The organism is Phenylobacterium sp., from assembly GCF_035539035.1.
Classification (GTDB): Bacteria; Pseudomonadota; Alphaproteobacteria; order Caulobacterales; family Caulobacteraceae; genus Phenylobacterium.
The window spans coordinates 381,186-407,392 of the sequence record NZ_DATLJI010000014.1; the positions used below are offsets into that span (position 1 = coordinate 381,186).

26 protein-coding genes and 1 tRNA gene are annotated in these 26,207 nt (G+C 71.0%); 10 read left to right on the plus strand and 17 right to left on the minus strand.

Annotation, left to right across the window (positions count from 1 at the left end):
- Positions 1-68 precede the first annotated feature (68 nt).
- On the plus strand, positions 69-2,093 hold the full coding sequence (locus VM685_RS11445) for an acetoacetate--CoA ligase (RefSeq protein WP_325460279.1): 2,025 nt from the start codon (positions 69-71) through the stop codon (positions 2,091-2,093).
- Between the two features lie 277 nt (positions 2,094-2,370).
- Entirely contained in the window at positions 2,371-3,813 is a 1,443-nt protein-coding gene (locus VM685_RS11450; protein WP_325460280.1) for a tannase/feruloyl esterase family alpha/beta hydrolase, read from the plus strand.
- A 100-nt stretch (positions 3,814-3,913) separates the two neighbouring features.
- On the opposite strand, the gene VM685_RS11455 is transcribed toward VM685_RS11450, so the two are convergent.
- A tRNA-Arg gene (locus VM685_RS11455) sits at positions 3,914-3,990 on the minus strand.
- An 81-nt stretch (positions 3,991-4,071) separates the two neighbouring features.
- Between VM685_RS11455 and VM685_RS11460 the strand changes: the two genes are divergently transcribed.
- Positions 4,072-5,358 carry a dicarboxylate/amino acid:cation symporter gene (locus tag VM685_RS11460; protein ID WP_325460382.1) on the plus strand — a complete coding sequence of 429 codons (1,287 nt, stop codon included), beginning with the start codon at positions 4,072-4,074 and terminating at the stop codon, positions 5,356-5,358.
- A 63-nt stretch (positions 5,359-5,421) separates the two neighbouring features.
- On the opposite strand, the gene VM685_RS11465 is transcribed toward VM685_RS11460, so the two are convergent.
- On the minus strand, positions 5,422-5,871 hold the full coding sequence (locus VM685_RS11465; protein WP_325460383.1) for a CarD family transcriptional regulator: 450 nt from the start codon (positions 5,869-5,871) through the stop codon (positions 5,422-5,424).
- On the opposite strand from VM685_RS11465, the gene VM685_RS11470 reads away from it, so the two are divergent.
- Positions 5,794-6,057, plus strand: a complete 264-nt coding sequence (locus tag VM685_RS11470; RefSeq protein ID WP_325460391.1) for a hypothetical protein — start codon at positions 5,794-5,796, stop codon at positions 6,055-6,057. The two genes, VM685_RS11465 and VM685_RS11470, sit on opposite strands and share 78 nt — an antisense overlap.
- Positions 6,058-6,236: 179 nt before the next feature.
- Here the strand turns inward: VM685_RS11470 and fdxA are convergent, their stop codons facing one another.
- The 10 genes from fdxA to VM685_RS11520 all read right to left on the minus strand — a co-directional run bounded on the left by fdxA (position 6,237) and on the right by VM685_RS11520 (position 15,033).
- Positions 6,237-6,578 (minus strand): ferredoxin FdxA, encoded by a 342-nt coding sequence (fdxA, locus tag VM685_RS11475; protein WP_325460281.1) that lies wholly within the window; start codon positions 6,576-6,578, stop codon positions 6,237-6,239.
- Between the two features lie 125 nt (positions 6,579-6,703).
- Complete coding sequence (locus tag VM685_RS11480) at positions 6,704-7,123, minus strand: DUF805 domain-containing protein (RefSeq protein ID WP_325460282.1); 420 nt, start codon at positions 7,121-7,123, stop codon at positions 6,704-6,706.
- A 23-nt stretch (positions 7,124-7,146) separates the two neighbouring features.
- Positions 7,147-7,440 carry an RNA-binding S4 domain-containing protein gene (locus VM685_RS11485; RefSeq protein WP_325460283.1) on the minus strand — a complete coding sequence of 98 codons (294 nt, stop codon included), beginning with the start codon at positions 7,438-7,440 and terminating at the stop codon, positions 7,147-7,149.
- A complete protein-coding gene (locus VM685_RS11490; protein WP_325460284.1) occupies positions 7,437-10,010 on the minus strand; it encodes a helicase-related protein in 2,574 nt (857 codons plus the stop codon). Before VM685_RS11490 ends, VM685_RS11485 begins: the two co-directional genes overlap by 4 nt.
- A gap of 172 nt (positions 10,011-10,182) precedes the next feature.
- Entirely contained in the window at positions 10,183-10,587 is a 405-nt protein-coding gene (gene cdd / locus VM685_RS11495; protein WP_325460285.1) for a cytidine deaminase, read from the minus strand.
- Between the two features lie 67 nt (positions 10,588-10,654).
- Positions 10,655-11,380 carry a glutathione S-transferase gene (locus tag VM685_RS11500; RefSeq protein WP_325460286.1) on the minus strand — a complete coding sequence of 242 codons (726 nt, stop codon included), beginning with the start codon at positions 11,378-11,380 and terminating at the stop codon, positions 10,655-10,657.
- 20 nt (positions 11,381-11,400) lie between these two features.
- A complete protein-coding gene (locus VM685_RS11505; protein WP_325460287.1) occupies positions 11,401-12,534 on the minus strand; it encodes an ABC transporter permease in 1,134 nt (377 codons plus the stop codon).
- Positions 12,531-13,448, minus strand: coding sequence for an ABC transporter ATP-binding protein (locus VM685_RS11510; protein WP_325460288.1), 918 nt, complete (start codon positions 13,446-13,448; stop codon positions 12,531-12,533). Before VM685_RS11510 ends, VM685_RS11505 begins: the two co-directional genes overlap by 4 nt.
- Positions 13,445-14,410 carry an HlyD family secretion protein gene (locus tag VM685_RS11515; RefSeq protein ID WP_325460289.1) on the minus strand — a complete coding sequence of 322 codons (966 nt, stop codon included), beginning with the start codon at positions 14,408-14,410 and terminating at the stop codon, positions 13,445-13,447. The genes VM685_RS11510 and VM685_RS11515 overlap by 4 nt, the downstream gene beginning before the upstream one ends.
- Positions 14,407-15,033 (minus strand): helix-turn-helix domain-containing protein, encoded by a 627-nt coding sequence (locus VM685_RS11520; protein ID WP_325460290.1) that lies wholly within the window; start codon positions 15,031-15,033, stop codon positions 14,407-14,409. Before VM685_RS11520 ends, VM685_RS11515 begins: the two co-directional genes overlap by 4 nt.
- Positions 15,034-15,300: 267 nt before the next feature.
- On the opposite strand from VM685_RS11520, the gene VM685_RS11525 reads away from it, so the two are divergent.
- Together VM685_RS11525 and rpmB are read left to right on the plus strand one after the other, a co-directional pair.
- The gene (locus tag VM685_RS11525) at positions 15,301-16,005 is read left to right on the plus strand and encodes a M23 family metallopeptidase (protein ID WP_325460291.1); all 705 of its coding nucleotides are present in this window, start codon (positions 15,301-15,303) and stop codon (positions 16,003-16,005) included.
- A 289-nt stretch (positions 16,006-16,294) separates the two neighbouring features.
- A complete protein-coding gene (gene rpmB, locus VM685_RS11530; protein WP_325460292.1) occupies positions 16,295-16,594 on the plus strand; it encodes a 50S ribosomal protein L28 in 300 nt (99 codons plus the stop codon).
- Positions 16,595-16,664: 70 nt separating this feature from the next.
- On the opposite strand, the gene VM685_RS11535 is transcribed toward rpmB, so the two are convergent.
- Entirely contained in the window at positions 16,665-17,636 is a 972-nt protein-coding gene (locus VM685_RS11535) for an esterase-like activity of phytase family protein (protein WP_325460293.1), read from the minus strand.
- Positions 17,633-19,579, minus strand: coding sequence for a cobaltochelatase subunit CobT (gene cobT, locus VM685_RS11540; RefSeq protein WP_325460294.1), 1,947 nt, complete (start codon positions 19,577-19,579; stop codon positions 17,633-17,635). The genes VM685_RS11535 and cobT overlap by 4 nt, the downstream gene beginning before the upstream one ends.
- Before the next feature lie 177 nt (positions 19,580-19,756).
- Between cobT and VM685_RS11545 the strand changes: the two genes are divergently transcribed.
- On the plus strand, positions 19,757-19,933 hold the full coding sequence (locus VM685_RS11545; protein ID WP_325460295.1) for a DUF1328 domain-containing protein: 177 nt from the start codon (positions 19,757-19,759) through the stop codon (positions 19,931-19,933).
- A gap of 73 nt (positions 19,934-20,006) precedes the next feature.
- Here VM685_RS11545 and VM685_RS11550 read toward each other — a convergent pair whose 3' ends face one another.
- Both VM685_RS11550 and cobS read right to left on the minus strand, forming a co-directional pair.
- Entirely contained in the window at positions 20,007-21,191 is a 1,185-nt protein-coding gene (locus VM685_RS11550; RefSeq protein ID WP_325460296.1) for a DUF3089 domain-containing protein, read from the minus strand.
- A 218-nt stretch (positions 21,192-21,409) separates the two neighbouring features.
- Positions 21,410-22,411, minus strand: coding sequence for a cobaltochelatase subunit CobS (gene cobS / locus VM685_RS11555; RefSeq protein ID WP_325460297.1), 1,002 nt, complete (start codon positions 22,409-22,411; stop codon positions 21,410-21,412).
- A gap of 86 nt (positions 22,412-22,497) precedes the next feature.
- Here cobS and VM685_RS11560 point away from each other — a divergent pair, with 86 nt between their 5' ends.
- The 3 genes from VM685_RS11560 to VM685_RS11570 all read left to right on the plus strand — a co-directional run bounded on the left by VM685_RS11560 (position 22,498) and on the right by VM685_RS11570 (position 24,774).
- Positions 22,498-23,370, plus strand: coding sequence for a TauD/TfdA family dioxygenase (locus tag VM685_RS11560; RefSeq protein ID WP_325460298.1), 873 nt, complete (start codon positions 22,498-22,500; stop codon positions 23,368-23,370).
- A gap of 60 nt (positions 23,371-23,430) precedes the next feature.
- Positions 23,431-23,754, plus strand: a complete 324-nt coding sequence (locus VM685_RS11565; RefSeq protein ID WP_325460299.1) for a hypothetical protein — start codon at positions 23,431-23,433, stop codon at positions 23,752-23,754.
- A gap of 330 nt (positions 23,755-24,084) precedes the next feature.
- Positions 24,085-24,774 (plus strand): alternative oxidase, encoded by a 690-nt coding sequence (locus VM685_RS11570; protein ID WP_325460300.1) that lies wholly within the window; start codon positions 24,085-24,087, stop codon positions 24,772-24,774.
- Between the two features lie 76 nt (positions 24,775-24,850).
- Here VM685_RS11570 and VM685_RS11575 read toward each other — a convergent pair whose 3' ends face one another.
- Complete coding sequence (locus VM685_RS11575) at positions 24,851-26,158, minus strand: amidohydrolase family protein (RefSeq protein WP_325460301.1); 1,308 nt, start codon at positions 26,156-26,158, stop codon at positions 24,851-24,853.
- Between the last annotated feature and the right edge of the window lie 49 nt (positions 26,159-26,207).

Here is a 26,207-nt window from a genome sequence, read left to right on the forward strand (position 1 = left end):
TGCGGGCGGCGGCCCGCACCCGCAGCTCGTCGTACGCCGTGATCCGTCCGCTTCCACGGGACCTTGCCATGCCACGCCCCGACCGGGCCGATCCAACGCCGCAGCTCGCGCTCTACCGGGCGTGGCTTCATCGCACCAACGGCCTGCAGTTCCGCGACTACGAGGCGATGTGGACGTGGTCGACCACCGAACTCGCCGCCTTCTGGGAGAGCGTCTGGGTCTACGGCGAGCTGGAGTCGCCGACGCCCTGGCGGGCGGTGCTCCGCGGCGAGATGCCGGAAGCCATCTGGTTCGAGGGCGCCGAGGTCAACTACGTCCGGCAGGTGTTCCGCCACGCGGACGCCGCCGAGGCCGCCGGCCAGCCGGCGATCATCGCCGAGGACGAGACCGGCCGCGTCGTCGAGGTGGGCTGGGCCGAGCTGCGGCGGCGGACCGCGTCGCTCGCCCTCGAGCTCCGGCGTGCGGGCGTCGGGCGCGGCGACCGGGTGGCGGCCTACCTGCCGAATGCGCCCGAGGCGGTCGTCGCCATGCTGGCCTGCGCCAGCCTGGGCGCGGTCTGGACCCTCTGTTCGCCCGACATGGGCACGCCTGCCGTCCTCGACCGCTTCCGGCAGGTGACCCCGAAGGCCCTGATTGCCGTCGACGGCGTCCGCTACGCCGGGCGGGCGCGCGACCGCAGCGCCGTGGTGGAGGAGATCCGCCGCGGGCTTCCCAGCCTGCAGGCCGTCTTCGTCAACCGCACCGGCCATGCCGAGGCGGAGATCCAGGGCGCGGACGACTTCGCGGCGGCCCAGGCGCGGGACGACGAGGCGGTGGCGGCGTTCGAGCCGGAATGGCTGCCGTTCAGCCATCCGCTGTGGATCCTCTACTCCAGCGGCACCACGGGCCTGCCGAAGGCCATCGTCCACGGACACGGCGGGGTGGTGCTCGCCAGCCTTGTCGGCAACATGCACCTGGACATCGGGCCGAGCTATGCGCCGAACACCTTCGCCGAGCGCTTCCACTGGTACAGCGCCACGGGCTGGGTGATGTGGAACGTCCAGGTCGGCGGCCTGCTCAGCGGGACCACCATCTGCCTGTTCGACGGCGCGCCGGGAGGCTCCCGCGACCGGGCCGACTGGGGCCGGCTCTGGCGGTTCTCGGCCCGCCACCGCGTGACCTGGTTCGGCGCGGGCGCGGCCTTCTTCGCAAGCTGCCGCAAGGCCGGCCTCGTCCTCGGCGAGATGGGCGACCTCGGCGCCGTCCGCGCGCTCGGCAGCACCGGCTCGCCGCTGCCGGCGGAGGTGGAGGCCTGGGGCTCCGCCGCGTTCGCGGCGATGGGCCGGCCCGGCATCTGGTGGTGCAACATCTCCGGCGGCACCGACATCGCCGCCGCCTTCCTCTCGGGCAACCGCGAGCTGCCGCCGACGCCGGGCCGGCTGCAGTGCCGGCACCTCGGCGCAGCCGTCGAAGCCTGGGACGAGGAGGGGAAGCCGGTGATCGGCCGCGTCGGCGAACTCGTGTGCACGCGGCCCTTCCCGAGCATGCCGCTGTTCTTCTGGGGCGACACGGACGGTGAGCGCTACCGCAACTCCTACTTCAGCGAATGGCCCGGCGTCTGGCGCCACGGGGACTGGCTGCAGATCGAGCCGGACGGCAGCTGCGCGATCAGCGGCCGCAGCGACGCCACCATCAACCGCAACGGTCTTCGCATGGGCACGGCAGAGCTCTACGCCGCGGTCGAGCGCCTCCCCGACGTGGCCGACAGCCTGGTGATCGACCTCGAGGACGGCGAGGGCGGCAGTCGCCTCCTGATGTTCGTCGCGCCCGCCGCCGGGCGCGGACTCGACGCCGAGCTGGAGGCGAAGATGGCGGCGGCGATCCGCGACGCGCTTTCGCCCAGGTTCGTGCCCGACGCCTTCATCGAGGCGCCGGGAATCCCCCGCACCCTGTCCGGCAAGAAGCAGGAGCTTCCCGTGAAGCGCCTGTTCCAGGGCTGGCCGGTGGCCAAGGTGATCAACCTCGACGGCATCGAGAACCCTGGCGTCGTCGCCTGGTACCAGGCGCAGGCGGAGGCGTGGCTGGCCAGGTCCCGGAGCGCGAGCCCCGCATGATGCGACGCAAGGACCCGGGAAGCTGGCGCGATGGCCGCGGGCGTGGTGCAGCATCAAGCAGAGGGGCAAGCCGATGATCTGGCCGCACCGTCCAGGGACCCGTGGCCGGGTTTCGATCCGTCGCCGTCTCGCTTCGGCGGCAGGTCTGCTTGCGCTTGGGTGCGCCGGTCCGAGCGCGGCGGCGTCCTGCGAGTCGCTCCGCGACCTGAGGCTGCCGGACACGGTGATCAGGAGCGCCGAGTCGATTCCGGCCGGCGGGTTCGCCGCCATGGGGGCCATGAGGTCGCCGGACCTGCCGCCGTTCTGCCGGGTGGTGGCGTCGGTCCGGACGGAGCCCGGCTCCGATGTCGGCGTCGAGATCTGGCTGCCGGCGGCGGGATGGCAGGGCGTCTTCCACGGCAACGGCAACGGCGGCTTCGGCGGCGTCCTGGCGGGCGGCTACGGGCCCATGACCGCGGGACTGCGGCGCGGCTACGCCACGGCGGTCACCGACACCGGCACGGCGCCGGCGACGCCCCTGGACGGCGACGCCCTGATCGGCCAGCCGGTGAAGTGGCGGGACTGGGGCCGGCGCTCGACCCACGCCATGACCGTCACCGGCAAGGCCGTCGCCCAGGCGTTCTACGGCGCGCCCGCGCGGCGCGCCTACTACACCGGCTGTTCGACGGGGGGCCAGGAAGGCCTGATCGAGGCGCTCTACTATCCGGAGGACTACGACGGCATCCTCGTGGGCGCGCCGGTCATCAACCGCACCTGGGGCCACGCCGCGGTGCTCTGGAACGATCTCGCCGCGAACCTGAAGCCGGGCCACCGGCTCTCCGACGCCAAGCTCCGCCTCCTCAGCGACACCGCCGTCCAGCGCTGCGGCGCCGCGGGAAGCGGCCTGGCCGGCGACCCGTTCATCGGCGACCCGAAGGCCTGCCGGTTCGACCCCGCGGTCCTGGCCTGCCGCGACGGCGACCGCGCCGACTGCCTGACCGCCGCCGAGGTCCGGACCGCCCGGGCCTTCTATTCGGGCCCCACCGACGGACGCGGGCGGCCGCTCTTCTACGGCTGGCTGCCGGGGAGCGAGGCGACCGGCTTCTTCGACTGGAAGTTCCTGCAGTCCCGGCCGAACGGGCAGCCGCCGTTCGTCAGCCTCTTCAAGTGGGTCTTCGGTCCCAACTGGGACTGGTCACGGTTCCGGGTGGAACGGGACATGGCCAGGGTCGACCGGGCGCTCGGCCCCATCGTCAATGACGCCACCCGCGGCAGCCTGCGCGACTTCCGCGCCCGGGGCGGCAAGCTGATCATCTACCACGGCTGGGCCGACAGCCTGGTGCCGCCCGACCAGAGCGTCGCCTTCTACGATCGGGCCGCGCGTGAGGCGGGCGGGCAGGACCGGGCCCAGGAGTTCGCGCGGCTCTTCATGGCGCCGGGCTTCTCTCATTGCGCCGGCGGGCCCGGACCGGACGTCTTCAACTCGGCGACGGGCGCGGCCATCCCGCCGCCCTCGCTCACCCCGCAGCACGACCTCTTCGCCGCGCTCACCGAATGGGTCGAAGGGGGTGAGGCGCCGCGTCAGGTGATCGCCACCCGCTACGTCGGAGGATCGCCGGCGCGCGGCGTGGCGATGCAGCGTCCGCTGTGCGCCTATCCGGCGAAGGCCTGGAAGCGCGGCGCCGGCGATCCGAACAAGGCGGCCAATTTCGTCTGCTCGGTTTCGCGGCCGCCGCAGTAGGTCGACCTGCCCGTCCGACGCCACAGCTTCCTGTGACCACAACCCGCCGACGGTTTGGATGGCTCTGATCGGCCCTTCGTCGGGCGCGAGACCATCCGCGTGGCGGCCCGGGAGGGACTCGAACCCCCGACCTTGGCTTTAGGAAAGCCCTGCTCTATCCGGCTGAGCTACCGGGCCACGCGAGGGGCGTGATAGCCTAAGCCTGCGGGCGTGCAAACGCCGAGAAGGGGGAGCGGCGCTTTGGGGTTCCTGCGTCACCTGCGCGTGCTCTACGTCCAGGTGCTGATCGCCGTCGTCCTCGGCATGGCCGTCGGCGCGCTGTGGCCCACCTTCGGCGCCTCGCTCAAGCCCCTGGGCGACGCCTTCATCAAGCTGATCAAGATGGCCGTGGCGCCGGTGATCTTCTGCACCGTGGCGGCCGGGATCACCCGCATGGGCGACATGAAGGCCTTCGGCCGGCTGGGCGCCCGGACCCTGATCTATTTCGAGGTCGTCTCCACCTTCGCGCTCGTGGTGGGCCTGGTGGTCGGCCGGGCGCTGCAGCCCGGGCGCGGCTTCAACGTCGACCCCGCCACCCTCGACCCGAGCGTGGCCGCCGGCTACGCCCAGAAGGCCGCCGAGGGCGAGGGGCTCGTCGACTATCTGCTGCACCTGATCCCCGACGCCTTCGTGGGCGCCTTCGCCAGCGGCAACCTGCTGCAGGTTCTGGTCATCGCCATCCTCACCGGCTTCGCCTGCAACCGTATGGGGGAGTTCGGCGACAAGGTCGCCAACGTCCTGGAGGACATCTCCAAGGTCTTCTTCGGCATCATCGGGGTGGTGGTCCGCCTGGCGCCGATCGGAGCCTTCGGGGCCATGGCCTTCACCATCGGCCGCTACGGCCTGGACGCGCTGGTGAACCTCGGCGCCCTGATCGCCACCTTCTACGCCACCAGCCTGATCTTCGTGCTGGTGGTGCTGGGCGCCATCGCCGCCCTGGCCGGCTTCTCGATCCTGAAGTTCATCCGCTACATCCGCGAGGAGCTGCTGATAGTGCTCGGCACCTCCTCCTCGGAGTCGGTGCTGCCGCAGATGATGCTGAAGCTCCAGCGGCTGGGGGCGGGGAAGGGCACCGTGGGCCTCGTCATCCCCACCGGCTACAGCTTCAACCTCGACGGCACCAACATCTACATGACGCTGGCCACGCTGTTCCTGGCCCAGGCCACGAACACGCCGCTGACGCTCACCCAGGAGCTGACCCTGCTGGGCGTGGCCATGCTGACGTCGAAGGGCGCGAGCGGGGTCACCGGGGCGGGCTTCATCACGCTGGCCGCCACGCTCGCGGTGATCCCCGACCTGCCGATCGCCGCGCTCGCCCTGCTGGTGGGCGTGGACCGGTTCATGAGCGAGTGCCGGGCTCTGACCAACCTGGTGGGCAACGGGGTGGCCACCCTGGTCATCGCCCGCTGGGAGGGCGACCTCGACCGCGAGGTGCTGCGCGAGCAACTCGCCCGGGGGCCGGACGAAACCCTGAAGCCCGTCCTCGCCAACGCCGAGGAGGACTGAGCCGCCAAACGAAAACGCCCGCCGTTTCCGGCGGGCGTCTCGGGTCGGGTGTGTCGGCCGGCTTTAGGCGGCGACCGCCTTCACCAGCGACTTGTTGAGGATGCCGATGGCCGCCTCGCGGTCGATCCGCTCGATGGCGGCGACCTCGCGGGCCATCCGGTCGAGCGCGCTCTCGTAGAGCTGACGCTCGGAGTAGGACTGCTCGGGCTGGTTCTCGGCGCGGTGCAGGTCGCGGACGACCTCGGCGATCGAGATCAGGTCGCCGGAATTGATCTTGGCTTCGTATTCCTGCGCGCGGCGCGACCACATGGTCCGCTTCACCCGCGCGCGGCCCTTCAGCGTGGTCAGCGCCTGGGAGACCACATTGGTCTCGGCCAGCGGGCGCAGGCCCGCGGTCTTCGCCTTGGCCGTGGGAACGCGAAGCGTCATCTTCTCGTGGTCGAAGGTGATGACGTAGACCTCAAGCTTCAGACCGGCGACTTCCTGGGTTTCGATCCCCTGCACCTGACCCACGCCATGGGCCGGGTAGACGACGTGATCGCCAACCGAGAAATCATGACCGTTCTTGCTCATCGCGAACCCTCTTTCGAAAACCTGTTCGACCCTGTCGACGCCTTGACGTGGCGGCATCCGACCAAGCGAAAAGGCCACGCTCCGCGCGAGTACGGCGGCGGCTTCATCGGCTGGACGGAAAAGTAGACCTCTTAAGACACCCTTCGCCTCTTCCCGGGATGTCCGCCGGGACGGCTGTTCTTCAGGAAGACGGGCAGGGGCAGAGCCTCATCGCCTCGTCTTTGATGACGATAACACAAAAACAAGCCGAATGAAAGGCTTGCGCCGGCGGCGCAGCCGTAGGGGCCGTCAGGTCCGGCCCAGCTTCAGGAGCCGCGGCCCGGCTTTTCGGAGAAGTACTTCTCCAGCTTGCCGGTCACCCGCTCCCATTCCTCGGCGTCCGCGGGCGGCGTGCCCTTCACCGTGATGTTGGGCCAGACGCGCGAATACTCGGAGTTGATCCGCAGCCACTTGCCATCCGGATCGTCCTCGGTGTCGGGCTTGATGGCGTCCACCGGGCACTCCGGCTCGCAGACGCCGCAGTCGATGCACTCGTCCGGATTGATCGCCAGGAAGTTCTCGCCCTCGTAGAAGCAGTCGACCGGACAGACCTCCACGCAGTCCATGAACTTACATTTGATGCAGGGATCCATCACGATGTAGGTCATGGCGGAACAGAGAACTCCGGGGCCGATGGTGAAGGCGGGCGGGTTTTCGGAGCCCGGCGGCGCAAAGTCAATGCCGCCAGGGCCCATCCCACGCCTAGGAATTCTGGAAGCGCGGATAGGGGCGCCTAGCTGAAGGTCTCCGCCACCTTGGCCCCGCCGGGCGGGGGACCGAAGCGGTTCTCGACCGGCTGGCCACGGACGACTCCTATCCAGACCAGCGGAACGAGGGCGGCCGGGAGGGACACGAGGGCCAGCGCGATCTCACCCCCGAGCGCGAAGGCCAGGACCCCGGCGACAGCCTGGCAGAAGAGGATGGCCGGGGCCCACCAGCCCGTTCGGCCGAGATCGTGAAACCGCCGGATCCAAGACACCATCAGCACGCCACCGAGGACGCCGCTGCCGTACTCCAAGCCAAGCATTCCCGCAGCGAAGGCAACCGCCAAGAGGATGCCGACAGAGAGCCAGTACTCCTTCCGGTTGGCGCGGCCAGCCAGCCAGCTCTTGGGTCTCTGCGTACGGCTCGCCTGCTGAATGGGATCGGTCATACGTGCCTCCGCCGGGGAACGTATTAGGAACTCTTGGCCACGTCCAGTGACGAGTAGAGCGTGCGCGCCTCCGCCGGCGGGCCGCGGCGCTCGCCCAGGCCCTCCACCTGCACGGCGATCAGGCGGCCGCCCACGGCGAACACCAGCCGGTCGCCGGGCTTCACGGAGCGGGAGGACTTGTCGAGGCGCACCTCGGGTTGCCCGGAGCGGGTGAGGCGCACGCGGCCCTCGTCAACGAACTTCGCGGAGAGGGATCGCGTCTTGAAGAAGCGCGCGCGCCACAGCCAGACGTCGATGCGGCAGGCGTCCTCGCTCATGCCGTCGCGCTCCGGACCGCACGAGGCTTGCGACGGCGGCGGGGCCGCCGCTGCGCCTCGGGTGCGGGCGGCGGCGCGGGCTGGGCCTTGAGGGCCGCGAGCGCCGCGAACGGCGAGTGCGGCCGCACGGCGTCGGCGGGAGCGGCCGGCTGGCGGTCGCCTCGACGCCGCCAGGCGATGGGCTGCCCGTCCTTCGGCTTGTTGACCGGCGCGAAGCCCAGGCCGCGCAGGATGTCCTTGGCCTCGCCCTCGCTCCAGCCGAGCTCGTCGCGCGCCTGGTCGGTGAGAACGGCGCCGCCGCCGAGCTTCGGCCCCTCGCGCAGCAGCTCGTCCAGCCGCTCCAGCTGCTCCACCGGCACGCCGCGCTCGCGCACCGCGCGCAGGCCGTAGGCCGAGAGGGTGCGGGCGGGCGGCGTCGGCTGCGGCAGGCGGACCAGCCCTTCGGCCGGCTTCCAGTCCGGCGTCTCGCGCGCCGCATAGGCCTGGGCGAGCGCGCGGGCGTGGGGCTTCAGGAGCGCCGGCATGAAGATCGAGAAGGCGCCGAGCTTGACGCCGAGGCCGCGCAGCGCACGCCGCTCCACCGGGCTGAGCTGGCGGGCCTCCTGGCGCACCGCGCCGCGGTCGAGGACCCCGCCGTTCTCCACCAGGCGGTAGGCGATGCCGCGGGCCAGGCCCTTGATCCGGCCGTCGGCGATGGCGGCCTCCAGCCGGCGCAGCGCGCCGAGACGCCGGCCCGCCTCGCCGGCCGCGAAGGCCTCCAGCCGCCGCGCCGCCCGCTGCCGGCCCGCGTCGGGACCGAGGTCGCCGAAGAGCCGTACGCGCGGGCTGAATGGCTGGCCGCCGCTGATCGCCCCCGCCGCCTCGCCGCGCCAAAGCAGCATGCCGTCGGGCGTCAGGGCGAAGGCCTCGTCGGGCTCGGCGGCGAGCTGGCCCAGGCGCCGGGCGATCTCCGGCCCCACGGCATGGGTGGCCGCGGCCCTGAGCGCCTTCTCCTCCAGCAGGGTCGCGCCCTGGGCGGCCTCGAACTGCACGCCCGTGAGCTTGCCGACGTAGTGGCCCTCGACAGTGACCGCCCCGTCGGCGGCGACGCCGGCCAGCATGTCCTCGCGCACCCGCAGGCCCCGCATCAGCGCGCTGGTCCGCCGGTCCACGAACCGGGCCATCAGCTTCTCGTGCAGGGTGTCGGAGAGCCGGTCCTCGAGCTGCCGGGTCTGGCCCTGCCAGGAGGCCGGGTCCTTCAGCCAGTCGGGCCGGTTGGCGACGTAGGCGAGCGTCCGGACGCTGGCCAGCCGCGCGGCCAGCGCGTCGATTTCGCCGTCGGTGCGGTCGAGGTGGGCATACTGGCGGGCGATCCAGTCGTCGCTCATCCGCCCGCCCTTGCCGGTGAGCTGGAAGAAGAAGTCCTTCACCAGGCCCACGTGCTCGTCGAGCGCGACCTTCCGGAAGTCCGGCGTCTGGCAGACGTCCCACAGGCGCAGCACCGTGCCGCGTCCGCGAGCCCGCTCGGCGACGTCGGGATCCTCGGCCAGGCGACGCAGGGTGGTCTCGTCCAGCGCCTCGGCCGACAGCTTCAGCCCCTCGCGCTCCGGCAGCTTGGCCAGCGAGCGGGTGAGGGCGGGCAGGCTGTCGAAGTCCAGCCTGTGGTTGCGCCACTCCGCGCCCGCCACGGGCTCGAACTGGTGGTGCTCGACGGCCTCGACGATCTCGGGATCCAGCTCCTCGGCCTCGCCGGTCACCCCGAACGTCCCATCGCGCATGTAGCGGCCGGCGCGGCCGGCGATCTGGCCGATCTCCTGCGGATAGAGCCAGCGGGTGCGCTTGCCGTCGAACTTGCGCAGGCCCGCGAAGGCCACATGGTCGACGTCCATGTTCAGGCCCATGCCGATCGCGTCGGTGGCCACCAGGAAGTCGACCTCGCCGGACTGGTAGAGCTCGACCTGGGCGTTGCGGGTGCGCGGGCTGAGCGAGCCCATGACCACGGCGGCCCCGCCGCGCTGGCGGCGGATCAGCTCGGCGATCGCGTAGACCTGGTCGGCCGAGAAGGCGACCACGGCCGAGCGCCTCGGCAGGCGCGTCAGCTTCTTGGAGCCCGCGTAGGTCAGGTTGGAGAACCGGTCGCGGCCCACGATCTCCGCGTGGGGCAGCAGCCGGCGGACCAACGGCGCCATGGTCGCCGCGCCCAGCAGCATGGTCTCGCACGTGCCGCGGGCGTGCAGCAGGCGGTGGGTGAACACGTGGCCGCGCTCCGGGTCGGCGCAGAGCTGGATCTCGTCCACCGCCAGGAACTCCACCTCGCGGGAGAGCGGCATGGCCTCGACCGTGCACACGAAATAGTGCGGACGGGGCGGGATGATCTTCTCCTCGCCGGTGATCAGGGCGACGGACCGGGCCCCGCGCAGCTTGACGATCCGGTCGTAGATCTCGCGGGCCAGCAGGCGCAGCGGCAGCCCGATCATGCCCGAGGCGTGACCCAGCATGCGCTCCACCGCGAGGTGGGTCTTGCCGGTGTTGGTGGGGCCAAGCACCGCGACCAGCCGCGGCGGAGCCGCGCCAGAGGGACGGTCGCTCATGGTCTGAAAATGGGGTTGGGCGGGGAGTCGGACAAGCGACGCCTTTGACGGGGCGACGGCAGGGCAGGGAACGCCTCGCGACCGGGCAACGCCTTCGAACTCCTACGCAAACACCTGCGCCGTGGAAGAGGACGCGCGAGCGGTTCCTTGCGTTCCCGCAGCTATCAAAAGGCTAGCGCTGGGGGTCGAGCCGGAAGCCCAGGGGCAGCAGCTCCTCGATGGTGCGGCTGTCGGTCGCGCCGTCGGCGGCAAGCGAGACCACCTCGCAGCCGGCCTGCGCGAACTCGAAGATCTTCTGCCGGCACCCGCCGCACGGCCAGATCAGGCCCGGCAGGCTGGAGGCCACATAGACCCGGGCGATCGCCCTGCCGCCCTTCGTCACCATGTCGGAGATGGCGCTGGCCTCGGCGCAGACGCCCTGCGGATAGGCGGCGTTCTCCACATTGACCCCGGGGTGCAGCCGCCCGTCGGCGCCCTCCACCACGCAGGCCACGTGCACGCCGGAATAGGGGGCATGGGCATGGGGAAGGAGGCGGCGCAGCTCGTCGGCGACGGACGGAGCAGATGGGGCGTTCATGGGGGCGGGCGCGTCCCTGGACGTTCGAGGGACGACGGAGACTAGCGCACGCGGCCGGCCCGTCCACTCACGATGGCTCGTCGAGCTCGGGATAGCGGCGGAAGATCCCTTCCTCATTGAAGGGAATGCGCCGGTCGCTCGCCAGGTAGGCGGCGATCCGCGGCAGGGCCCGCACCCGCTCCGCCAGGTCGGCCAGCCCAGGCGACGAGCCGAGCGCCGCCGCCGTGGCCTGCGGGAAGGCGTAGCGCAGTCCCTCCACCACCTGGAAGGCGGAGAGGTCGGCGTAGGTGACCCTGTCCCCCACCAGCCAGCCGGAGCCGGCCGGATTGCGCGCCAGGACGGTTTCCAGCCAGCCCAGGAACTTCGGGATCCGCTCGCGCCGGAAGGCCTGGGCGCGGCGGGCCGCCTCCGGCTTCTGGTCCTCGTAGTAGAGGTCCACGCTGATCGGGTGGTGGGTGTCGTGCGCCTCGGCCACCAGGTCTGCGAGGGTGAGCTGGATCTGGTGGGTCCAGAGCCGCCCCGGCTCGTCGTCCGGGGCGAGCCCGAGGCGCGGGCCGAGGTAGAGCAGGATCGCCGCCGTCTGGCCGACCACCACCTCGCCGTCCTTCAGGTACGGCGGCGCGAACGGCGGGCGGACCGCGCCCTCGTCCTCCAGCCCCTCCAGCAGGGCGCGCATGCCCCGCGCGCCGTCCCGGCCGACGTCCACATAGTCCGCGCCGGCCTGCTCCAGCGCGAGCCGCACGAACTCGCCGCGTCCCTGGATGGTCGGCCAGTAGTAGAGCTCGTAGGCCATGCGGGCCTCCCTCGCTGCGTCTAGTCCAGCGTGCGCCGGTAACGCGCGATGGCGAGCGCGGTGACCACGCAGACGAAGGCGAGCAGGGCCGCCAGCTCCGGCCACAGGTCGCCGAAGCCCTGGCCCTTCAGCAGGACGCCGCGCACCACCCGCAGGAAATGGGTGACCGGGATCACCTGGCCGATCGCCTGGGCCCATTCGGGCATGCCGCGGAACGGGAACATGAAGCCGGACAGCAGGATCGAGGGCAGGATGTAGAAGACGCTCATCTGCATGGCCTGTAGCTGGGAGCGCGCCACTGTCGAGATCAGGAACCCCAGGGCCAGCGAGCCCACGATGAATAGGGTGATCCCGATCTCCAGGGTCGGTGGCGCGCCCTGCATCGGCACCCCGAAGATGAAGCGGGCGAGCAGCAGGATGACCAGCGTCTGGATCATGCCCACCAGGACGTAGGGGGCGAGCTTGCCGATCATCACCTCCAGCGGCTGCAGGGGCGTGGCGAGCAGGCTCTCCATCGTACCCCGCTCGGCCTCGCGGGTGACGCTCAGCGCCGTCATCATGACGAGCGTCATCGAGAGGATCACGCCCAGCAGCCCCGGCACGATGTTGTAGGCGGTGATGGCCTCCGGATTGTAGCGGTTGTGCACCACCACCTCGAACGGCGGCTTGCCCTGCAGTCGTGGCCCCAGCGCTCCCTTCAGGTCGTGCGCCAACGCCTGGGTGGGCAGGGCGGCGGCGGCGGCCACCGCGCCCCCGGTGGCGGTGGGGTCGGTGGCGTCCGCCTCGATCAGGATCTGGGCCTCGTCGCCACGCGCCACGCGGCGGGTGAAGTCGCCCGGGATGGTCACCGCGAAGGTGATCTCGCCCTGGCGCAGCATCCGGTCCAGGTCCTCGGTGGAGCGGGCCTGGGCGACCAGGTCGAAGTAGGCCGAGTTCTGCAGCGCGCCGACCACCGAGCGGGCGAAGACGCTGTCCTCCTGCACCAGGACGGCGGTCGGCAGGTGCCTCGGCTGGGTGTTGATGGCGTAGCCGAACAGCATGAGCTGGACGACCGGGATGGCCAGCATCATGGCGTAGGTCAGCCGGTCGCGGGTGAGCTGCTTGAACTCCTTGGCCATCACGGCCAGGACGCGGTTGGCCGAGAACCCCTTCATCGGAAGTTGTCCTGCGCCTGGCCCATCAGGTGGATGAAGACATCCTCCAGGGTCGGCTCCACCTCGCTCCACACCCAGGGCGGCTTGCGCAGCGGGGCGATCGCGGCTTCCAGCGCGGCCCGGTCGACCCCGCTCACGTGCAGGGCGGCCCCGAACGGCGCGACGCTCTCCACCCCGGGCCTTGCGGCGAGTTCGCGCGCGGCCTTGCCCGCGTCAGGGCCCTCGCCGTGGAAGGTGAAGAGGCCGGAGCCGGCCACCACCTCGTCGGCCGTGCCCCTGGCGATCAGCCGGCCGTACGAGATGTAGGCGATCTCGTGGCAGCGCTCGGCCTCGTCCATGTAGTGGGTGGAGACCAGCACGGTCAGGCCCTCTTCCGAGAGCGCGTGGATCTCGTCCCAGAAGGTCCGCCGGGCCTTGGGATCGACGCCGGCGGTGGGCTCGTCCAGCAGCAGGAGCCGGGGCTCGTGCAGGGTGGCGGTGGCCAGCGCCAGCCGCTGCTTCCAGCCCCCGGAGAGCGTGCCGGCGAGCTGGTTGCGCCGCTCCGTCAGGCCCAGCCGCTCCAGCGCCCGGTCCACCCGCTCGCGGCGGCGGTCGAGGTCGTAGACCCGGGCCGTGAACATCAGGTTCTCGGCGATGGTCAGGTCCTCGTAGAGCGAGAACCTCTGGGTCATGTAGCCGGTGCGCCGCTTGATCTCGTCGGCCTCGCGGATGATGTCGAAGCCCAGCGCCGTGCCCGAGCCGGAGTCCGGCGTGAGCAGGCCGCAGAGCATCCGCAAGGTGGTGGTCTTGCCCGAGCCGTTCGGCCCCAGGAAGCCGCAGATCCGCCCCTGCGCCACGGCCATGTCGACGTCCTGGACGACGTGCTTGTCGCCGAAGCTCTTGTTGAGCCCGTGGACGTCGATGGCGAGCGTCACCGCAGGGGCTCCACGTCCACCGGCTGGCCCGGGTTGAGGCGTGTCGAGGGGCGGGCCTCCACGAGGTAGACGAGCCGGTCGCGGGCGTCGCGGCTGTAGATCACCGGCGGGGTGAACTCCGGTCGCGGGCTCACATAGGCGATGGTGGCGGTGAGGTCCCCAGGGCAGCCGTCGCAGGTGAAGCGCACCGTGCGGCCGGGCCGGTAGGCCGCCAGGGTCTCCTGCGGCACGAAGAACCGCACCTTGACCCGCGCATCCGGCAGCAGCGACAGCACCGGCTGGTTGGCCGGCGCCCATTCGCCCTGCTGGAAGAAGACCTCCTCCACCCGCGCGTCGGCCGGCGCGGCAGGGGCGACGTCGGCGAGCCGCGCCGACGCCCCGGAAAGTCCCGCCTGGGCCTGCCGCACGCGCGCGTCGACAGCCCGCACCTGATCCTCGCGGGCGCCCAGGGTGGCGGCGTCGCGCTGCCGGCGGGCCGCGCGGACCTGGGCGTTGGCGGCCTGGGCGGCGGCCCGGGCGTCATCGAGCCGCGCCTGCGCGTAGATGCCCTGTCGGGCCAGGGTCTCGACCCGGCGCAGGTTGGCGTTGGCCTCCCGGGCGGCCGCCTCGGCGGCGGCGATGTTGGCCTCGTAGATGGCGAGCTCGACCGGCCGCTGGCCCTTGCGGGCGTCCTGCGCCTGGGCCTGGGCCGCGGCGACGTCGGCGGCGGCCTGTTCGGCGAGCGCCCGGGGCTGGGCGGGGTCGACCACGAACAGCGGCTGGCCGGCCTTCACCGCCTGGCCGCGGACCACGTGCATGGCCTTCACAGTCCCCGCGACCGGCGCGGCCAGGTAGAGCGGCTCGCCCTCGATGTAGCCGGTGAGCGTCTCGGCGCGGGTGAAGCGGGGGCGGAGGATCAGGGCGGCGACGATGGCGATGGCCGTCAGCGCCAGCACGGCCACCAGGATGCGTTGGCGGTTCATGGGGCGATCCCCCTCAGGTAGGTCTCCACGTGCTGGTCGAGCAGCGCGGGAATGTCGAAGCCGGGGGCGCCTACGGGCACGAAGGTCTCGCGCCAGATGACGCCGACCAGGAGCGGCGCGATGAGCTGCAGGGCGTAGATGCGCGGGTCGCCGGGGCGGACCTCGCCGCGCGCCTGGGCGGCCGCCACGGCGGCGGCGAAGCCGCCCAGCATGTGGGTCACCAGCTGGTCGTGCCAGATGCGGGCGAGCTCCGGGAAGTTGCGCGCCTCGCCGATGACCATCTTGGCCACGCCGCCGATCGGCGTGGTGTCGACCAGGCCGGCCACCAGCCCCGCGAGCGTCCGGACCAGGTCGCGGAAGGGACCTGGGTGGGCGGCGAGCAGCGTCCTGGCCGTGGCCACGTTGGGAGCGATCGCCTGCTCCACCACGGCCCGGAAGATGTCCTCCTTGGTCTCGAAGTAGAGGTAGACCGCCCCCTTCGAGACCCCGGCGCGGGCGGCGATCTCGTCCAGCCGTGCGGCCGCGAACCCCTTCTCGGCGAACACCGCCATGGCGGCCTCGACGATCTCGCCAGGCCGGTCGGCCTTGCGGCGGCGGAACTTGGGCGCGCCGGCGGGGAGCATCTCGCCTCCATATAACTGACCGGTCAGTTATTTACTCCTGCCGCCGCAGCTTGGCAACCGGCGTTCGGCGGGGCGGCCCGATGTCGCATCGCAGTTCGGGAATGGGCGCCCATATTCCGCCCTGATGCCCGGGCAGATGTCAGGGCGTCCCTCGACGGACCCGCGGCCTGAAGCGCCGCACGAGAAAAACCAGGCATCCCCGTGAGCCCCGAAGCCGGCGACATGTCCGGCGCGGCCCGCGTCACATCGAGAGAAGGGTGAACCCACATGCTGCGCATGCGTCTGCGCGCCGCTGAGTCGGCGAAGGAGCGATTTGCCCAGGCGATCGCGTTCACGGCCCTGCTGGCCGGAACCGCGGCCCTGGCGAGCCCCGGCGCGCACGGCGCCCGCCTGTCCTCCGCTCCCGGCTCGGTGGCCGAGGCGGTCCAGGATCTCGACCTGCGCGGCTCCATCTTCCCGGCCGCCGAAGCCACCCGGCTCGTGTGGGACGGCGCCGACGTGGACGGCGACGGCCAGCCCGACTTCGCCAATCCCACCGGCCAGGAGACCCGCGGCCACGACGCCTACGGCTACGGCGAATACGGCGCCTCCCGCGATGGTGGTTCGCGCAGCCACGAGGGCGTGGACTTCGTCGCCGACGCCGGCCAGACGGTGGTCGCCCCGATCTCCGGCTATGTGACCAAGATCGGCTTCGCCTATTCAGGCGACGACGACCTGCGGTTCGTGGAGATCACCAATCCGGCGCTGCGCTACGCGGCCCGAGTCTTCTACATCAGCCCGAGCGTGGCGGTGGGCGACACGGTCGCCGTGGGCCGCGCCATCGGCAAGGTCCGCAGCCTTCAGGACAAGTACCCGGGCGGCATGACCGACCACGTGCACCTGGAGCTGATGGACAAGGGCCGGCGCATCGACGCCACCGAGGTCTTGGTCGCGCGCCACGAGCCGCTCACCGAGGTCGCCGCCGCCGACTGACGGCGGGCGGATTAACGGCGAAGCTGGAACCTGAAGAACGCGGGCGAAACGAATCATGACCGAATCGCTGACTCGCGGCGATTCGGCCTTTGTTCCCTACAACCCATTGTATTTGAGTCGCTTTGGGCCACAACGAGCTTTGCCGTTCGGCCTCGGTCCCTCCGGTCCTGGCGGGCGTTTTCGGCGCCGCTGCGGGTTGACGCGCAAGGGGGCCTTCCTCTATATCGCCCGCTCCTCGCGCGGACAGCTTTGTCCGCCGATCCCATTTCCACGCGAAGGTTACCTCGCTATGTCGCGTCGCTGCGAACTCACCGGTGTCGGCCCGATGGTCGGCCACAACGTGAGCCACTCGAACATCAAGTCCAAGCGCCGCTTCCTGCCGGCGCTGTCGCCCGCGACCCTGCAGTCGGACGCGCTCGGCCAGTCCTTCCGCCTGCGCATCACCAACGCCGCGCTGCGCACCCTGGACTTCCGGGGCGGCCTCGACGCCTTCCTGATCAAGGCGAAGGACGAGGAGCTCTCCCCGCGCGCCCTGAAGATCAAGCGCCAGGTGAAGGCCAAGCTCGCCGAGCAGGCCCCGGCGGCCTGAGCCGCGACAACAGAGTGTCGTTCCGAAAGGGCCGCCCTCCGGGGCGGCCCTTTTGCGTTGGGCGGTAGCCCTACGGGCGGGGCGTTGTCGGGGGCCGCCAGTCCAGAGCGACCAGCAGGGTGCGCTGGATCGGCTGGAAGTTGTCGTCGCTGACCAGGTAGAAGCGCACCGAACCGTCCCGCCGGGGCGTGGCGGCCAGTCCCTCGAAATTGTCGACCGTCGCCGGCCGCTGGATCAGGCGCCGGCCGACCACCGCGCCGCCGCGGTCGACGATCCGCAGCTCGATCCGGTTGCCGATCAGCGGGTTGAACGCCCGCAGCAGCCAGGCCGTTCGGCCGCCGGGCAGGGTGCGCACCGCCACCACCCCGAACTCCGGCGGCTTGTCGATCCGCGGGCCCGCGATGCACGGCGCGGTAAGCCGGCAGGTCCAGGTCTCGCCGTCGTTCTCGCTGGCGGTGACGTAGGCGTCCGCCCCCCGTTCGGGATCGGCCGACAGAGCCTCCAGGCCGCCGTTGGCGGGCAGGGCCGCCTGAGGAGACGCCACCTCCCGCGGGGCGCCGCCCGCGGCCGGATAGAGCCAGATCCGGTGGCGCAGCTCGAAGCTGACCAGCATGTCGCCTGACGGCAGCAGGGCCAGCCCCTCCGAGTCGCCCCACTGCTTGCCCTCGATGGGACGCCCGTCGAGCGCCAGGAGCGGCCTCAGCTCGGCGTCCGCGACGCCGGCCAGCCGCCCGGCCCGGTCGAGCACCAACCTCGCCGTAAGCAGGTCGCCCTCGTCGCTGACCGCCACCAGCCGCCCGTCGGGGCGGACCTCGAGGTCCGACAGGCCGTGCAGGCGGGAGGTGGCCTGGGACGTGAGCTCGAGCCCGCCTGCCCAGGTGAAGCCGTCCTTCGCTGGCCGCCAGTCCGCCGGCCCCTGGGTGACGGGGCGCGCCTCGAGGGCGACGCCGGGGCCGCCGGGCAGGGGCGCGTCGGGCAGCGGCGCGACGGGCGCACAGGCGGCGAGGAGGAGCGCGAGGACGAGCCCCCCGGCCCGCCTCACGCCACGGATCTCCGCACTTCCTTGAAGGTGGAGCGCCGCGGTGCGCCGGAAGGCCCCTGGGTGTTCGGCGGCGGCTGCAGCAGGCCCGCCGTGCGCCGCGTGAGCCGCCGGGGCTCCTCGTCGAACAGCTCCGCCAGCTGGTCGGTGATCGCGCCGGCCAGTTGCTCCACGTCGACGATGGTCACGGCCCGGCGATAGTAGCGGGTCACGTCGTGGCCGATGCCGATGGCGATCAGCTGCACCGGGCTCTTGGCCTCGATCTCGGAGATCACCTCGCGCAGGTGGCGCTCCAGGTAATGGCCGGAGTTCACCGACAGCGTCGAGTCGTCCACCGGCGCGCCGTCGGAGATCACCATCAGGATCCGCCGCTGCTCGGGCCGGCCGATCAGGCGCTGGTGGGCCCACATCAGGGCCTCGCCGTCGATGTTCTCCTTCAGCAGCCCCTCGCGCATCATCAGGCCGAGGTTGCGCCGGGCTCGCCGCCAGGGCGCGTCGGCGGCCTTGTAGATGATGTGGCGCAGGTCGTTCAGCCGGCCCGGCTGGGCGGGCTTGCCGGCCTTCAGCCAGTCCTCACGCGACTGGCCGCCCTTCCAGGCGCGGGTCGTGAAGCCGAGGATCTCGGTCTTCACGCCGCAGCGCTCCAGCGTGCGGGCCAGGATGTCGGCGCAGACCGCCGCCACCATGATCGGCCGGCCCCGCATGGAGCCGGAGTTGTCGATCAGGATGGTCACCACCGTGTCGCGGAACTCGGTGTCGTCCTCCTCCTTGAAGGAGAGGGGCGCGGTGGGGTCGGTGATCACCCGGGTGAGGCGCGCCACGTCCAGCAGGCCCTCCTCCAGGTCGAAGGTCCAGGAGCGGTTCTGCTGGGCCAGCAACTTCCTCTGGAGGCGGTTGGCCAGTCGCGAGACGACGTTCGACAGGCTGGCGAGCTGCTGGTCGAGATAGGCGCGCAGCCGGGTCAGCTCCTCGCTGTCGCAGAGCTCCTCGGCCGCCACGATCTCGTCGTGGGCGGTGGTGAAGACCTTGTAGGTCGGGACCTTGGGATCGCCCTTGAAGTCCGGCCGGGCGGGCTGCTCGCCCTCGCCCATGTCCGGCGGCTCGTCGGTGTCCTCGGCGTCGGGGTCCTCCTCCGCCTGCATCATCTGGCTGTCAGCGTCCTCGCTCTCGCGGTGGGTCGCCTCGGACTCGTCCATGGCCGTCTGCTGCGGGGACTGGGCCTCGCCGTCGCCCTCGTCTTGGTCCTCGCTGGACTCCGGTTCGCCCTCCTGGGAGTCGTCGTCCTGCTCAGGCTGTTCCGGCGCATCGGACAGGTCGTCGCCCATCTTCAGGTCGCGCAGGATGGCGCGCGCCACCTTGGCGAAGGCCTTCTGGTCGTCGATCACGCCGGCCAGCCGGTCCAGGTCGGCGCCGGCCTTGGCCTCGACCTCCTCGCGGAACATGTTGACCAGCGGCTGGGCCATGGGCGGCGGCTTCTCGCCGGTCAGCCGCTCGCGGACCATCAGCGACACCACCTCGGCCATCGGCGGATTGGCCAGGGCCTCCACCTGGTTGAAGCTGCGCTTGGCCCAGGCCTGGTCCATCACCGCCTTCAGGTTCTCGCGCACGCCGCCCATGGCATTGCTGCCGATCGCCTCGATGCGCGCCTGCTCGATGCCGTCGTAGATCGGCTGGCCCATGGCCGAGGCGGGCCGGGTCTTGGCGTGGGCGGCGGCGTCGTGGTGGGCGATGCGCAGGGCCATCTGGTCGGCCAGGCCCCGGATGCGGGCCGCGTCGCCGGGCGTCAGGTCGCGCGGCGGATGCGGCAGCACCGCCCGCTTGCCCGAAAGCTGCGGTCCTTCGCCGGAATAGACGATCTCCAGGTCCGGCGTCTCGGCGAGCGATCGTGCGGCGTGCGCCAGGGCCCGCTTGAACGGCTCCAGGGGGCTTTCGGGGTTCTTCGCCATGTCTGTCGTCTTAGATCAGGGCTGACGCGGCGCGAAACAAGGAAGTTGCGCGGTGAATCCGCGCCGCCGCGCAATCGTTCCGTTCACGTCACGACTCCGACACCTTCGGAACGCCCGGCCCAAGGCCGCGTTTGCGTCCCCGAGCCGAACAAGGGCTCGCAGTCATAGGAGAGCGCCATGCTGAAGTGGGCTCTGATCTTTGCGATCGTCGCGCTGGTCGCCGGCGCCCTCGGGTTCGGGGGTATTGCGGGCGCGTCGGCCGGTATCGCCAAGATCCTGTTCTTCCTGTTCGTGGTGGGCTTCCTGGTCTTCCTCGTCATGGGCCTGATGGCCGGACGAAAGATGACCCGTTAGCGGACCGCGAACGCCGAAGAAAAAGGCGCCCGCCCTCCCCACGGAGAGCGGGCGTTTTCTTATGCGGCTCCGGCTACCTCGCCTTCGCCAGATAGGCCTTGGACTGCTCGCCCACGACGTCCACCAGGTTGCCCATGGCGACGTTCACGTCGATCAGGTGCAAGCCCCAGTCCTTCATCACCTGGCCGGCGTTGACTACGTCGCCGGAGATATCGTCGGTGCGCGGGTCCGCCGGATCCGCGTTCACGTGGACCTCCAGGTAGTTGAAGCCGTCCTTCGAGACGCACTGGCCCGTGAGCAGCCCGGGCGTCGCCACGAACGGCGTCGACGGCTGCGGCTTGCCCTTCACCCAGGTGGGCGGAGCGACCGACGACGAGGCGATGGCCATGCCGTTGCTGTGATAGGCCTTCAGCTCACCCTTGCCGCCGGCCAGCGCCGCCGGATTGGTGCAGGCCGCCTCCATCCCCGCCGTGGGGACCTTGCCGAACCGGCTGATGGCCGGCGGCGGGACGTTGTCGCGGAAGGTGACGTAGGAGATGGCGCAGCCGGTCTGGTTCGCCGACCTGCAAAGCGGGATAGTCTTGAAGGCGCCGGTGTCCTTGCCGGCTTCCACCGGCAGGTTGGAACCCAGGATCAGGGCCGAAACCAGCTGCTTCTGCACCGGCTTGCCCTCGATCTCGGCCGGGATCATCCGCTGCAGCACGCCGGAGCCCTGCGAGTGGCCGATCAGCACCACGCCGCGGCCCTTGTTCTCGTTGGCCAGGTACCAGTTCCAGGCGTCGACCACGTCGTTCAGGCCCACCTGGCGCACGGCCGGGTCCATGGAGCCGGGCAGGGGCGTTCCGGCGATGCCGGCCCGCAGCGCCGTCAGCGTCACCTGCCGGTAGAGCGGGGCGAAGATCCGGCACTTGGAGCCGAAGCGGGCGAGCTGCTGCTTCACCACGTTCAGCTCCTCGGCGTTGGCGGTCATGTCGGAGACCACGCCGGGATCGGTGGAGACCGTCGGATAGACGTAGAAGCAGTCGATTGGCGCCTTCGGGTCGGCCTTGAAACGCTCGACCGAGGTGGAGCCGTCCGCCTTCACCACCGTGGTGGTCAGGTCGATCGCGCAGGCGTCGTTCGCCTTCCCCGGAATGCACAGCCAGTTGGCCTTGTCCGAATAGTCGTTCTTCTGCGTAGCCGTCGTCTGCGCGCCCGCGGCGCCCACGCCGAACCCTGCAGCGAGCGCAACCGCCGCCAACGTCATCCTGATCATCATTTCCCCCAGCAATATTGTTCGAAGAATGGGTTTGATGATCGCCCGGGGAAGGACGACCGTCCACCCCTCTCCGCTCTTCCCGGCGAACGCCGGGATCCATGCGGCTCTCCACAACAGAAGAGCCCCGCGGTTTGCGCCGCAGGGCCCATCGTCTGGCTCAGCTTGGGTCCCGGCTTTCGCCGGGATGAGCGGCGGGCGCGCCGCGGGACTGGCGGCTCTTACGCCACCCGCACCCGCGCCGTGCTTTCCGGCAGGTCCTGGCCGAAGGCGCGCTGGAAGAACTCGGCGACGGTGCCGCGCTCCAGCTCGTCGCACTTGTTCAGGAAGGTCATACGGAAGGCGAGCGCGATGTCGCCGCCGAAGATCTCGGCGTTCTGGGCCCAGGTGATCACCGTGCGCGGGCTCATGACGGTGGAGATGTCCCCGTTCATGAAGGCGTTACGGGTCATGTCGGCGACGCGGACCATGGCGTTGATGGTCCGGCGGCCCTCGGGGTTTTGGTAGCCGGGCGCCTTGGCCAGCACGATCTCGGCCTCCACCTCGTGGCTGAGGTAGTTGAGCGTGGTGACGATGGACCAGCGGTCCATCTGCGCCTGGTTGATCTGCTGGGTGCCGTGATAGAGGCCGGTGGTGTCGCCCAGGCCGATGGTGTTGGTCGTGGAGAACAGCCGGAAATAGGGGTTCGAGCGGATCACCCGGTTCTGGTCGAGCAGGGTCAGCTTGCCCGAGGCCTCCAGCACGCGCTGGATCACGAACATCACGTCCGGCCGGCCGGCGTCGTACTCGTCGAACACGAGCGCGATCGGCCGCTGGATCGCCCAGGGCAGGATGCCCTCGCGGAATTCGGTGACCTGCTTGCCTTCCTTCAGGACGATGGCGTCCTTGCCGACCAGGTCGATCCGGCTGATGTGGCTGTCCAGGTTCACCCGGATCATCGGCCAGTTCAGCCGCGCCGCCACCTGCTCGATGTGGGTCGACTTGCCGGTGCCGTGATAGCCCTGGACCATCACCCGACGGTCGAACGAGAAGCCCGCGAGGATCGCCCGGGTGGTCTCCGGATCGAACTTGTAGGCCTCGTCCACGTCCGGGACGTGCGGGTCGCGCTCGCTGAAGGCGGGAACCTGCATGTCGAAGTCCACGCCGAACGTGTCGCGCGAGGAGACGGTCCGGTCGGGGACCAGGGAGACGAGCTTGTCTTCGGTGGAGTCGAAAGCGGCCATGGCGGGGTTCGATTACAGTCTTGCCGGAGCGGAAGCAAACGGGTGTTCAATGCAGGCGGCGTGCACGTGCGCCAGGGAGGCCGGCCATGCTCAAGGAAGCGGAAAGCGCGCATCGCACCATCGAGGTGCGGCCTCAGCCCTCGGGCTTCGGCGCCGAGATCACGGGAGTCGACCTCTCCCGCCCCCTAGATAGGGACCAGCTGGCGCAGGTGAAAGCCGCCTGGGCGAAGCACGCCGTCGTGGCCTTCCCCGACCAGCCGCTCACCCTGGAGCAGCTCGAGGCCTTCACCCTGCAGATCGGGCCGTTCGGGGCGGACCCCTTCATCAAGCCCATGCCCGGCCACCCCAATGTGCTGGAGCTGCGCCGCGAGCCCGACGAGAAGGCGACCAACTTCGGCGCCGGCTGGCATTCCGACTGGAGCTTCCAGGCCCAGCCGCCGGCCGCCACCCTGCTGCATTCGGAGGTCGTCCCGCCGGTGGGCGGCGACACCCTGTTCTGCGACTGCGCCCGCGCCTTCGAGGCGCTGTCGCCGGCCATGCAGGCCATGCTGGCGCCGCTCAGGGCGGTGCACTCCGCGGGCCGCGCCTACGGGACCAAGGGGGTCTTCGCGCGGGAGACCGAGAAGCGGACCATGCAGATCATCGTCTCGGAGGAGGCCGACGAGACGCTCACCCATCCCCTGGTGCGCACCCATCCGGTGACGGGCCGCAAGTCGCTGTTCGTGAGCCCGGTCTACACCGTGGCCGTCGAGGGCCTGACGCCGAAGGAGAGCCAGGCGGTGCTGGGCTTCCTGTTCGCCCACATGGTCCAGGACGAGTTCGTCTACCGCCACCGCTGGGCGCCGAACATGCTGCTGATGTGGGACAACCGCTGCACCATGCACCTGGCCGAGGGCGGCTACGACGGCCACCTGCGGGTCATGCACCGCACCACCGTGGCCGGCGACACCCCGGTCTAGGGCGCGGCCGCGCGTGACGCGCCTCGCCGAACGTGGCTATATGGCCGCGGGGAGATTTCCATGCTGCGCGTACTGGGCATCGCCGCGCTCGTCGCGGTCACCGGCTGCCAGACGACCGGCGAGGTGAGCGGCGGAAGCGCCCTCACCGGCGAGGAGCTGGACACCGCGGTCGGGCTCTATGGTCCCTGGGCGGAGTTCCTGGTCCTCGAGGGGAAGCGGACCTACGTCTGGCGCCGCCAGTACGTCGCCGACGACCAGAAGCCCTACTTCTGCGAGCTGCGCGTCGAGATGGGTTTCCGGCGCACCATCAGCGGCAGCACGATGCAGGGCTACCCCGACGCCTGCCGCCTGTTCGCCGTCCGCTACCGGACCGCCAACAACTGACGGCCTAGCGGCCCAGGCGCTGCCAGGTGGACACGCCGAAGAGGGTCACGCCGAACACGGCGTAGGACGCCACCACGAGGATCAGGAAGAGGTCTTGGCCGGTCATGTCGGGCTCCTGTGTCTGTGCCTGAGACATGCCGCGGCCGGCGGGCGCGGGAAATTCGGGAGCCACCCCTAGGGGTTTCTACGGACCCGCAGCGGCGCCTACGTGAAATTCCGTAAGGGGACGACCCGAATATCCCCGGCCCGGGGCGGCCTCTATCTAGCCGGTCATCGCCGCGACGAACCGCGGCCTCCGCAACGCCAGTCAGATCAGAAGTGAGTAGCGTGATGACCGCCCCCCTCGTCGACCTGTCCGTCCACCACGCCCCCAAGGGCCTCTCCGACCGCGTCGCCTTCGGATTCGTGAAGGCCCTGCGCTTCTGCGCCGACACCTTCTTCGCCAAGCGCTACGGCCACCGCGCCGTGGTTCTGGAGACCGTCGCCGCCGTGCCGGGCATGGTCGGCGCCACCCTCAACCACCTCAAGTGCCTGCGCCGCATGGAAGACGACAAGGGTTGGATCAAGACCCTGATGGACGAGGCCGAGAACGAGCGCATGCACCTGATGACCTTCATCGAGGTGGCCAAGCCGACGGCCTTCGAGCGCTTCGTGGTCGTGGCCGCCCAGTGGGTCTTCTACCTGTTCTTCTTCGGCCTCTACCTGATCTCCTCCAAGACCGCGCACCGGGTGGTCGGCTACTTCGAGGAAGAGGCGGTGATCAGCTACACCCACTACCTCGCCGAGATCGACGAGGGCCGCAGCGAGAACGTCGCCGCCCCGGCGATCGCCCGCCGCTACTGGGACCTGCCGGCCGACGCCACACTGCGTGACGTGGTGCTGGTGGTCCGCGCCGACGAGGCCCACCACCGCGACGTGAACCACGGCTTCGCCAACGAGATCGCAGGCCTGCCGCAGACCGAGGTCGCCCCGTGCCCCCCGCACGTGGTGCTCGAGCCGAACTGGAAGGCGGCGGCCTGATCGGCCACGCCAGTCAGCTACGGCCGATGGAGGGCGGGACTTCGGTCCCGCCCTTTTTCGTGGGGCGCGGGCCGGCCTAGGGTCCGGAGGGGCGGCGACGGATCCGGCCGTCCTTCATCACCAGGACCACGTCCTTCAGCGCGGCGATCCCTTGGGTGGGGTCGCCCCGCACCGCGACGAGGTCGGCGAGGTAGCCGGCCTTCACCGCGCCCAGCCGGTCATCCCATCCCAGCACCTTCGCGTTCACCGCCGTCGCGGCCTCGAGCGCCTGGACGGGAGTCATGCCGTAGCGAACCATCCAGTCCAGCTCCCGCCAGCTCTCGCCGTGCGGGAAGACGCCCACGTCGCTGCCGACGCCGATCGTCACGCCGAGCCTGTGCGCCAGGCGGAACGTCTTCTCGGCCTGCGCCATGTCCGCGGTCGGCGGGGACTGTCCCGGCCGGTAGCCCTGGAAGTACTGCGAATAGGCCTCGGTGGTGGCCAGCGTCGGGAACAGCGCCACCCCCTTCTGCTTCATCAGCCGCAGGGTCGGCTCGGAGATCTCCGCGCCGTGCTCGATGGTGTTCACGCCGGCCAGCACCGCGCGCCGGGCGCCTTCGTCGCTGTTGGCGTGGGCCGCCACCGGCCGGCCGAGGTCGCGCGCCGCGGCCACCAGGGCGTCGAGTTCCCGCTGGCTGAAGGCGGGCCGCGTCGCGCCCCCCGGGCCGACGCCATAGTCGGCGTAGACCTTGATCCAGTCGGCCCCGAGCGCGGCCTGGTCGCGGACGGCGTCGGCCACGCCCTCCGTCCCGCTGGCCTCCTGCGCGCCCTGCGGCAGGGTCAGGTCCGGCCGGAATCCCTTCCGCGGCGCATAGGCCCCGCGGGCGACGATGGCGCGGGTGGTGACCACCAGCCGCGGCCCGTCGATGATCCCACCGTCGATCGCCTGCTTCAGGGCCACGTCGGCCTCGCCGGCCCCCTCGGTGCCCAGGTCGCGCAGGGTGGTGAAGCCGGACCTCAGCGTCCGGCCGGCGTCGCGGCCGGCGCGCAGGGTGCGATAGGCCGGGGCCTCCTTCAGCACCTGATCGTCCCAGAGCGTTTCGTTGTAGGGGTGCAGCAGCAGGTGGGAGTGGAGGTCCATCAGGCCCGGGATCAGGGTCGTCCCGGGGAGCTCGACGACCTCCGCGCCCGCGCCGCCGCCTTTCGCCTGCAGCTGGGCGCGCGGCCCGACGGCGACGATCCTGCCGCCCTCCACCAGCACTGCCAGCCCCGGCTTCGGCCGGGCGTCGCCCGGCGTCCAGACGCCGTCCGGCGCCAGCAGGATCCGCCCGGGTTCCGCGCCGCTTGCGCCGCCCGCCAGGCCAAGCGCGAGCGCCACGCCGGCCAAGAGAGTCCTAAATCCCATGCCCTGGTCTCCAACCCGCCTGGACTGTCGCCCGAAGCGCCGCCAACCT

Coding starts and splice junctions, on each gene's coding strand:
- cobS (WP_325460297.1), bottom strand. CDS start 22,411: ATGGCCGCTTTCGACTCCACCGAAGACAAGCTCGTCTCCCTGGTCCCC.
- VM685_RS11490 (WP_325460284.1), bottom strand. CDS start 10,010: ATGAGCGACCGTCCCTCTGGCGCGGCTCCGCCGCGGCTGGTCGCGGTG.
- VM685_RS11505 (WP_325460287.1), bottom strand. CDS start 12,534: ATGAAGGGGTTCTCGGCCAACCGCGTCCTGGCCGTGATGGCCAAGGAG.
- VM685_RS11565 (WP_325460299.1), top strand. CDS start 23,431: ATGCTGCGCGTACTGGGCATCGCCGCGCTCGTCGCGGTCACCGGCTGC.
- VM685_RS11520 (WP_325460290.1), bottom strand. CDS start 15,033: ATGCTCCCCGCCGGCGCGCCCAAGTTCCGCCGCCGCAAGGCCGACCGG.
- VM685_RS11570 (WP_325460300.1), top strand. CDS start 24,085: ATGACCGCCCCCCTCGTCGACCTGTCCGTCCACCACGCCCCCAAGGGC.
- VM685_RS11515 (WP_325460289.1), bottom strand. CDS start 14,410: ATGAACCGCCAACGCATCCTGGTGGCCGTGCTGGCGCTGACGGCCATC.
- VM685_RS11550 (WP_325460296.1), bottom strand. CDS start 21,191: ATGATGATCAGGATGACGTTGGCGGCGGTTGCGCTCGCTGCAGGGTTC.
- VM685_RS11500 (WP_325460286.1), bottom strand. CDS start 11,380: ATGGCCTACGAGCTCTACTACTGGCCGACCATCCAGGGACGCGGCGAG.
- rpmB (WP_325460292.1), top strand. CDS start 16,295: ATGTCGCGTCGCTGCGAACTCACCGGTGTCGGCCCGATGGTCGGCCAC.
- VM685_RS11485 (WP_325460283.1), bottom strand. CDS start 7,440: ATGAGCGAGGACGCCTGCCGCATCGACGTCTGGCTGTGGCGCGCGCGC.
- VM685_RS11575 (WP_325460301.1), bottom strand. CDS start 26,158: ATGGGATTTAGGACTCTCTTGGCCGGCGTGGCGCTCGCGCTTGGCCTG.
- VM685_RS11450 (WP_325460280.1), top strand. CDS start 2,371: ATGAGGTCGCCGGACCTGCCGCCGTTCTGCCGGGTGGTGGCGTCGGTC.
- VM685_RS11480 (WP_325460282.1), bottom strand. CDS start 7,123: ATGACCGATCCCATTCAGCAGGCGAGCCGTACGCAGAGACCCAAGAGC.
- VM685_RS11560 (WP_325460298.1), top strand. CDS start 22,498: ATGCTCAAGGAAGCGGAAAGCGCGCATCGCACCATCGAGGTGCGGCCT.
- VM685_RS11545 (WP_325460295.1), top strand. CDS start 19,757: ATGCTGAAGTGGGCTCTGATCTTTGCGATCGTCGCGCTGGTCGCCGGC.
- VM685_RS11445 (WP_325460279.1), top strand. CDS start 69: ATGCCACGCCCCGACCGGGCCGATCCAACGCCGCAGCTCGCGCTCTAC.
- fdxA (WP_325460281.1), bottom strand. CDS start 6,578: ATGACCTACATCGTGATGGATCCCTGCATCAAATGTAAGTTCATGGAC.
- cobT (WP_325460294.1), bottom strand. CDS start 19,579: ATGGCGAAGAACCCCGAAAGCCCCCTGGAGCCGTTCAAGCGGGCCCTG.
- VM685_RS11525 (WP_325460291.1), top strand. CDS start 15,301: ATGCTGCGCATGCGTCTGCGCGCCGCTGAGTCGGCGAAGGAGCGATTT.
- cdd (WP_325460285.1), bottom strand. CDS start 10,587: ATGAACGCCCCATCTGCTCCGTCCGTCGCCGACGAGCTGCGCCGCCTC.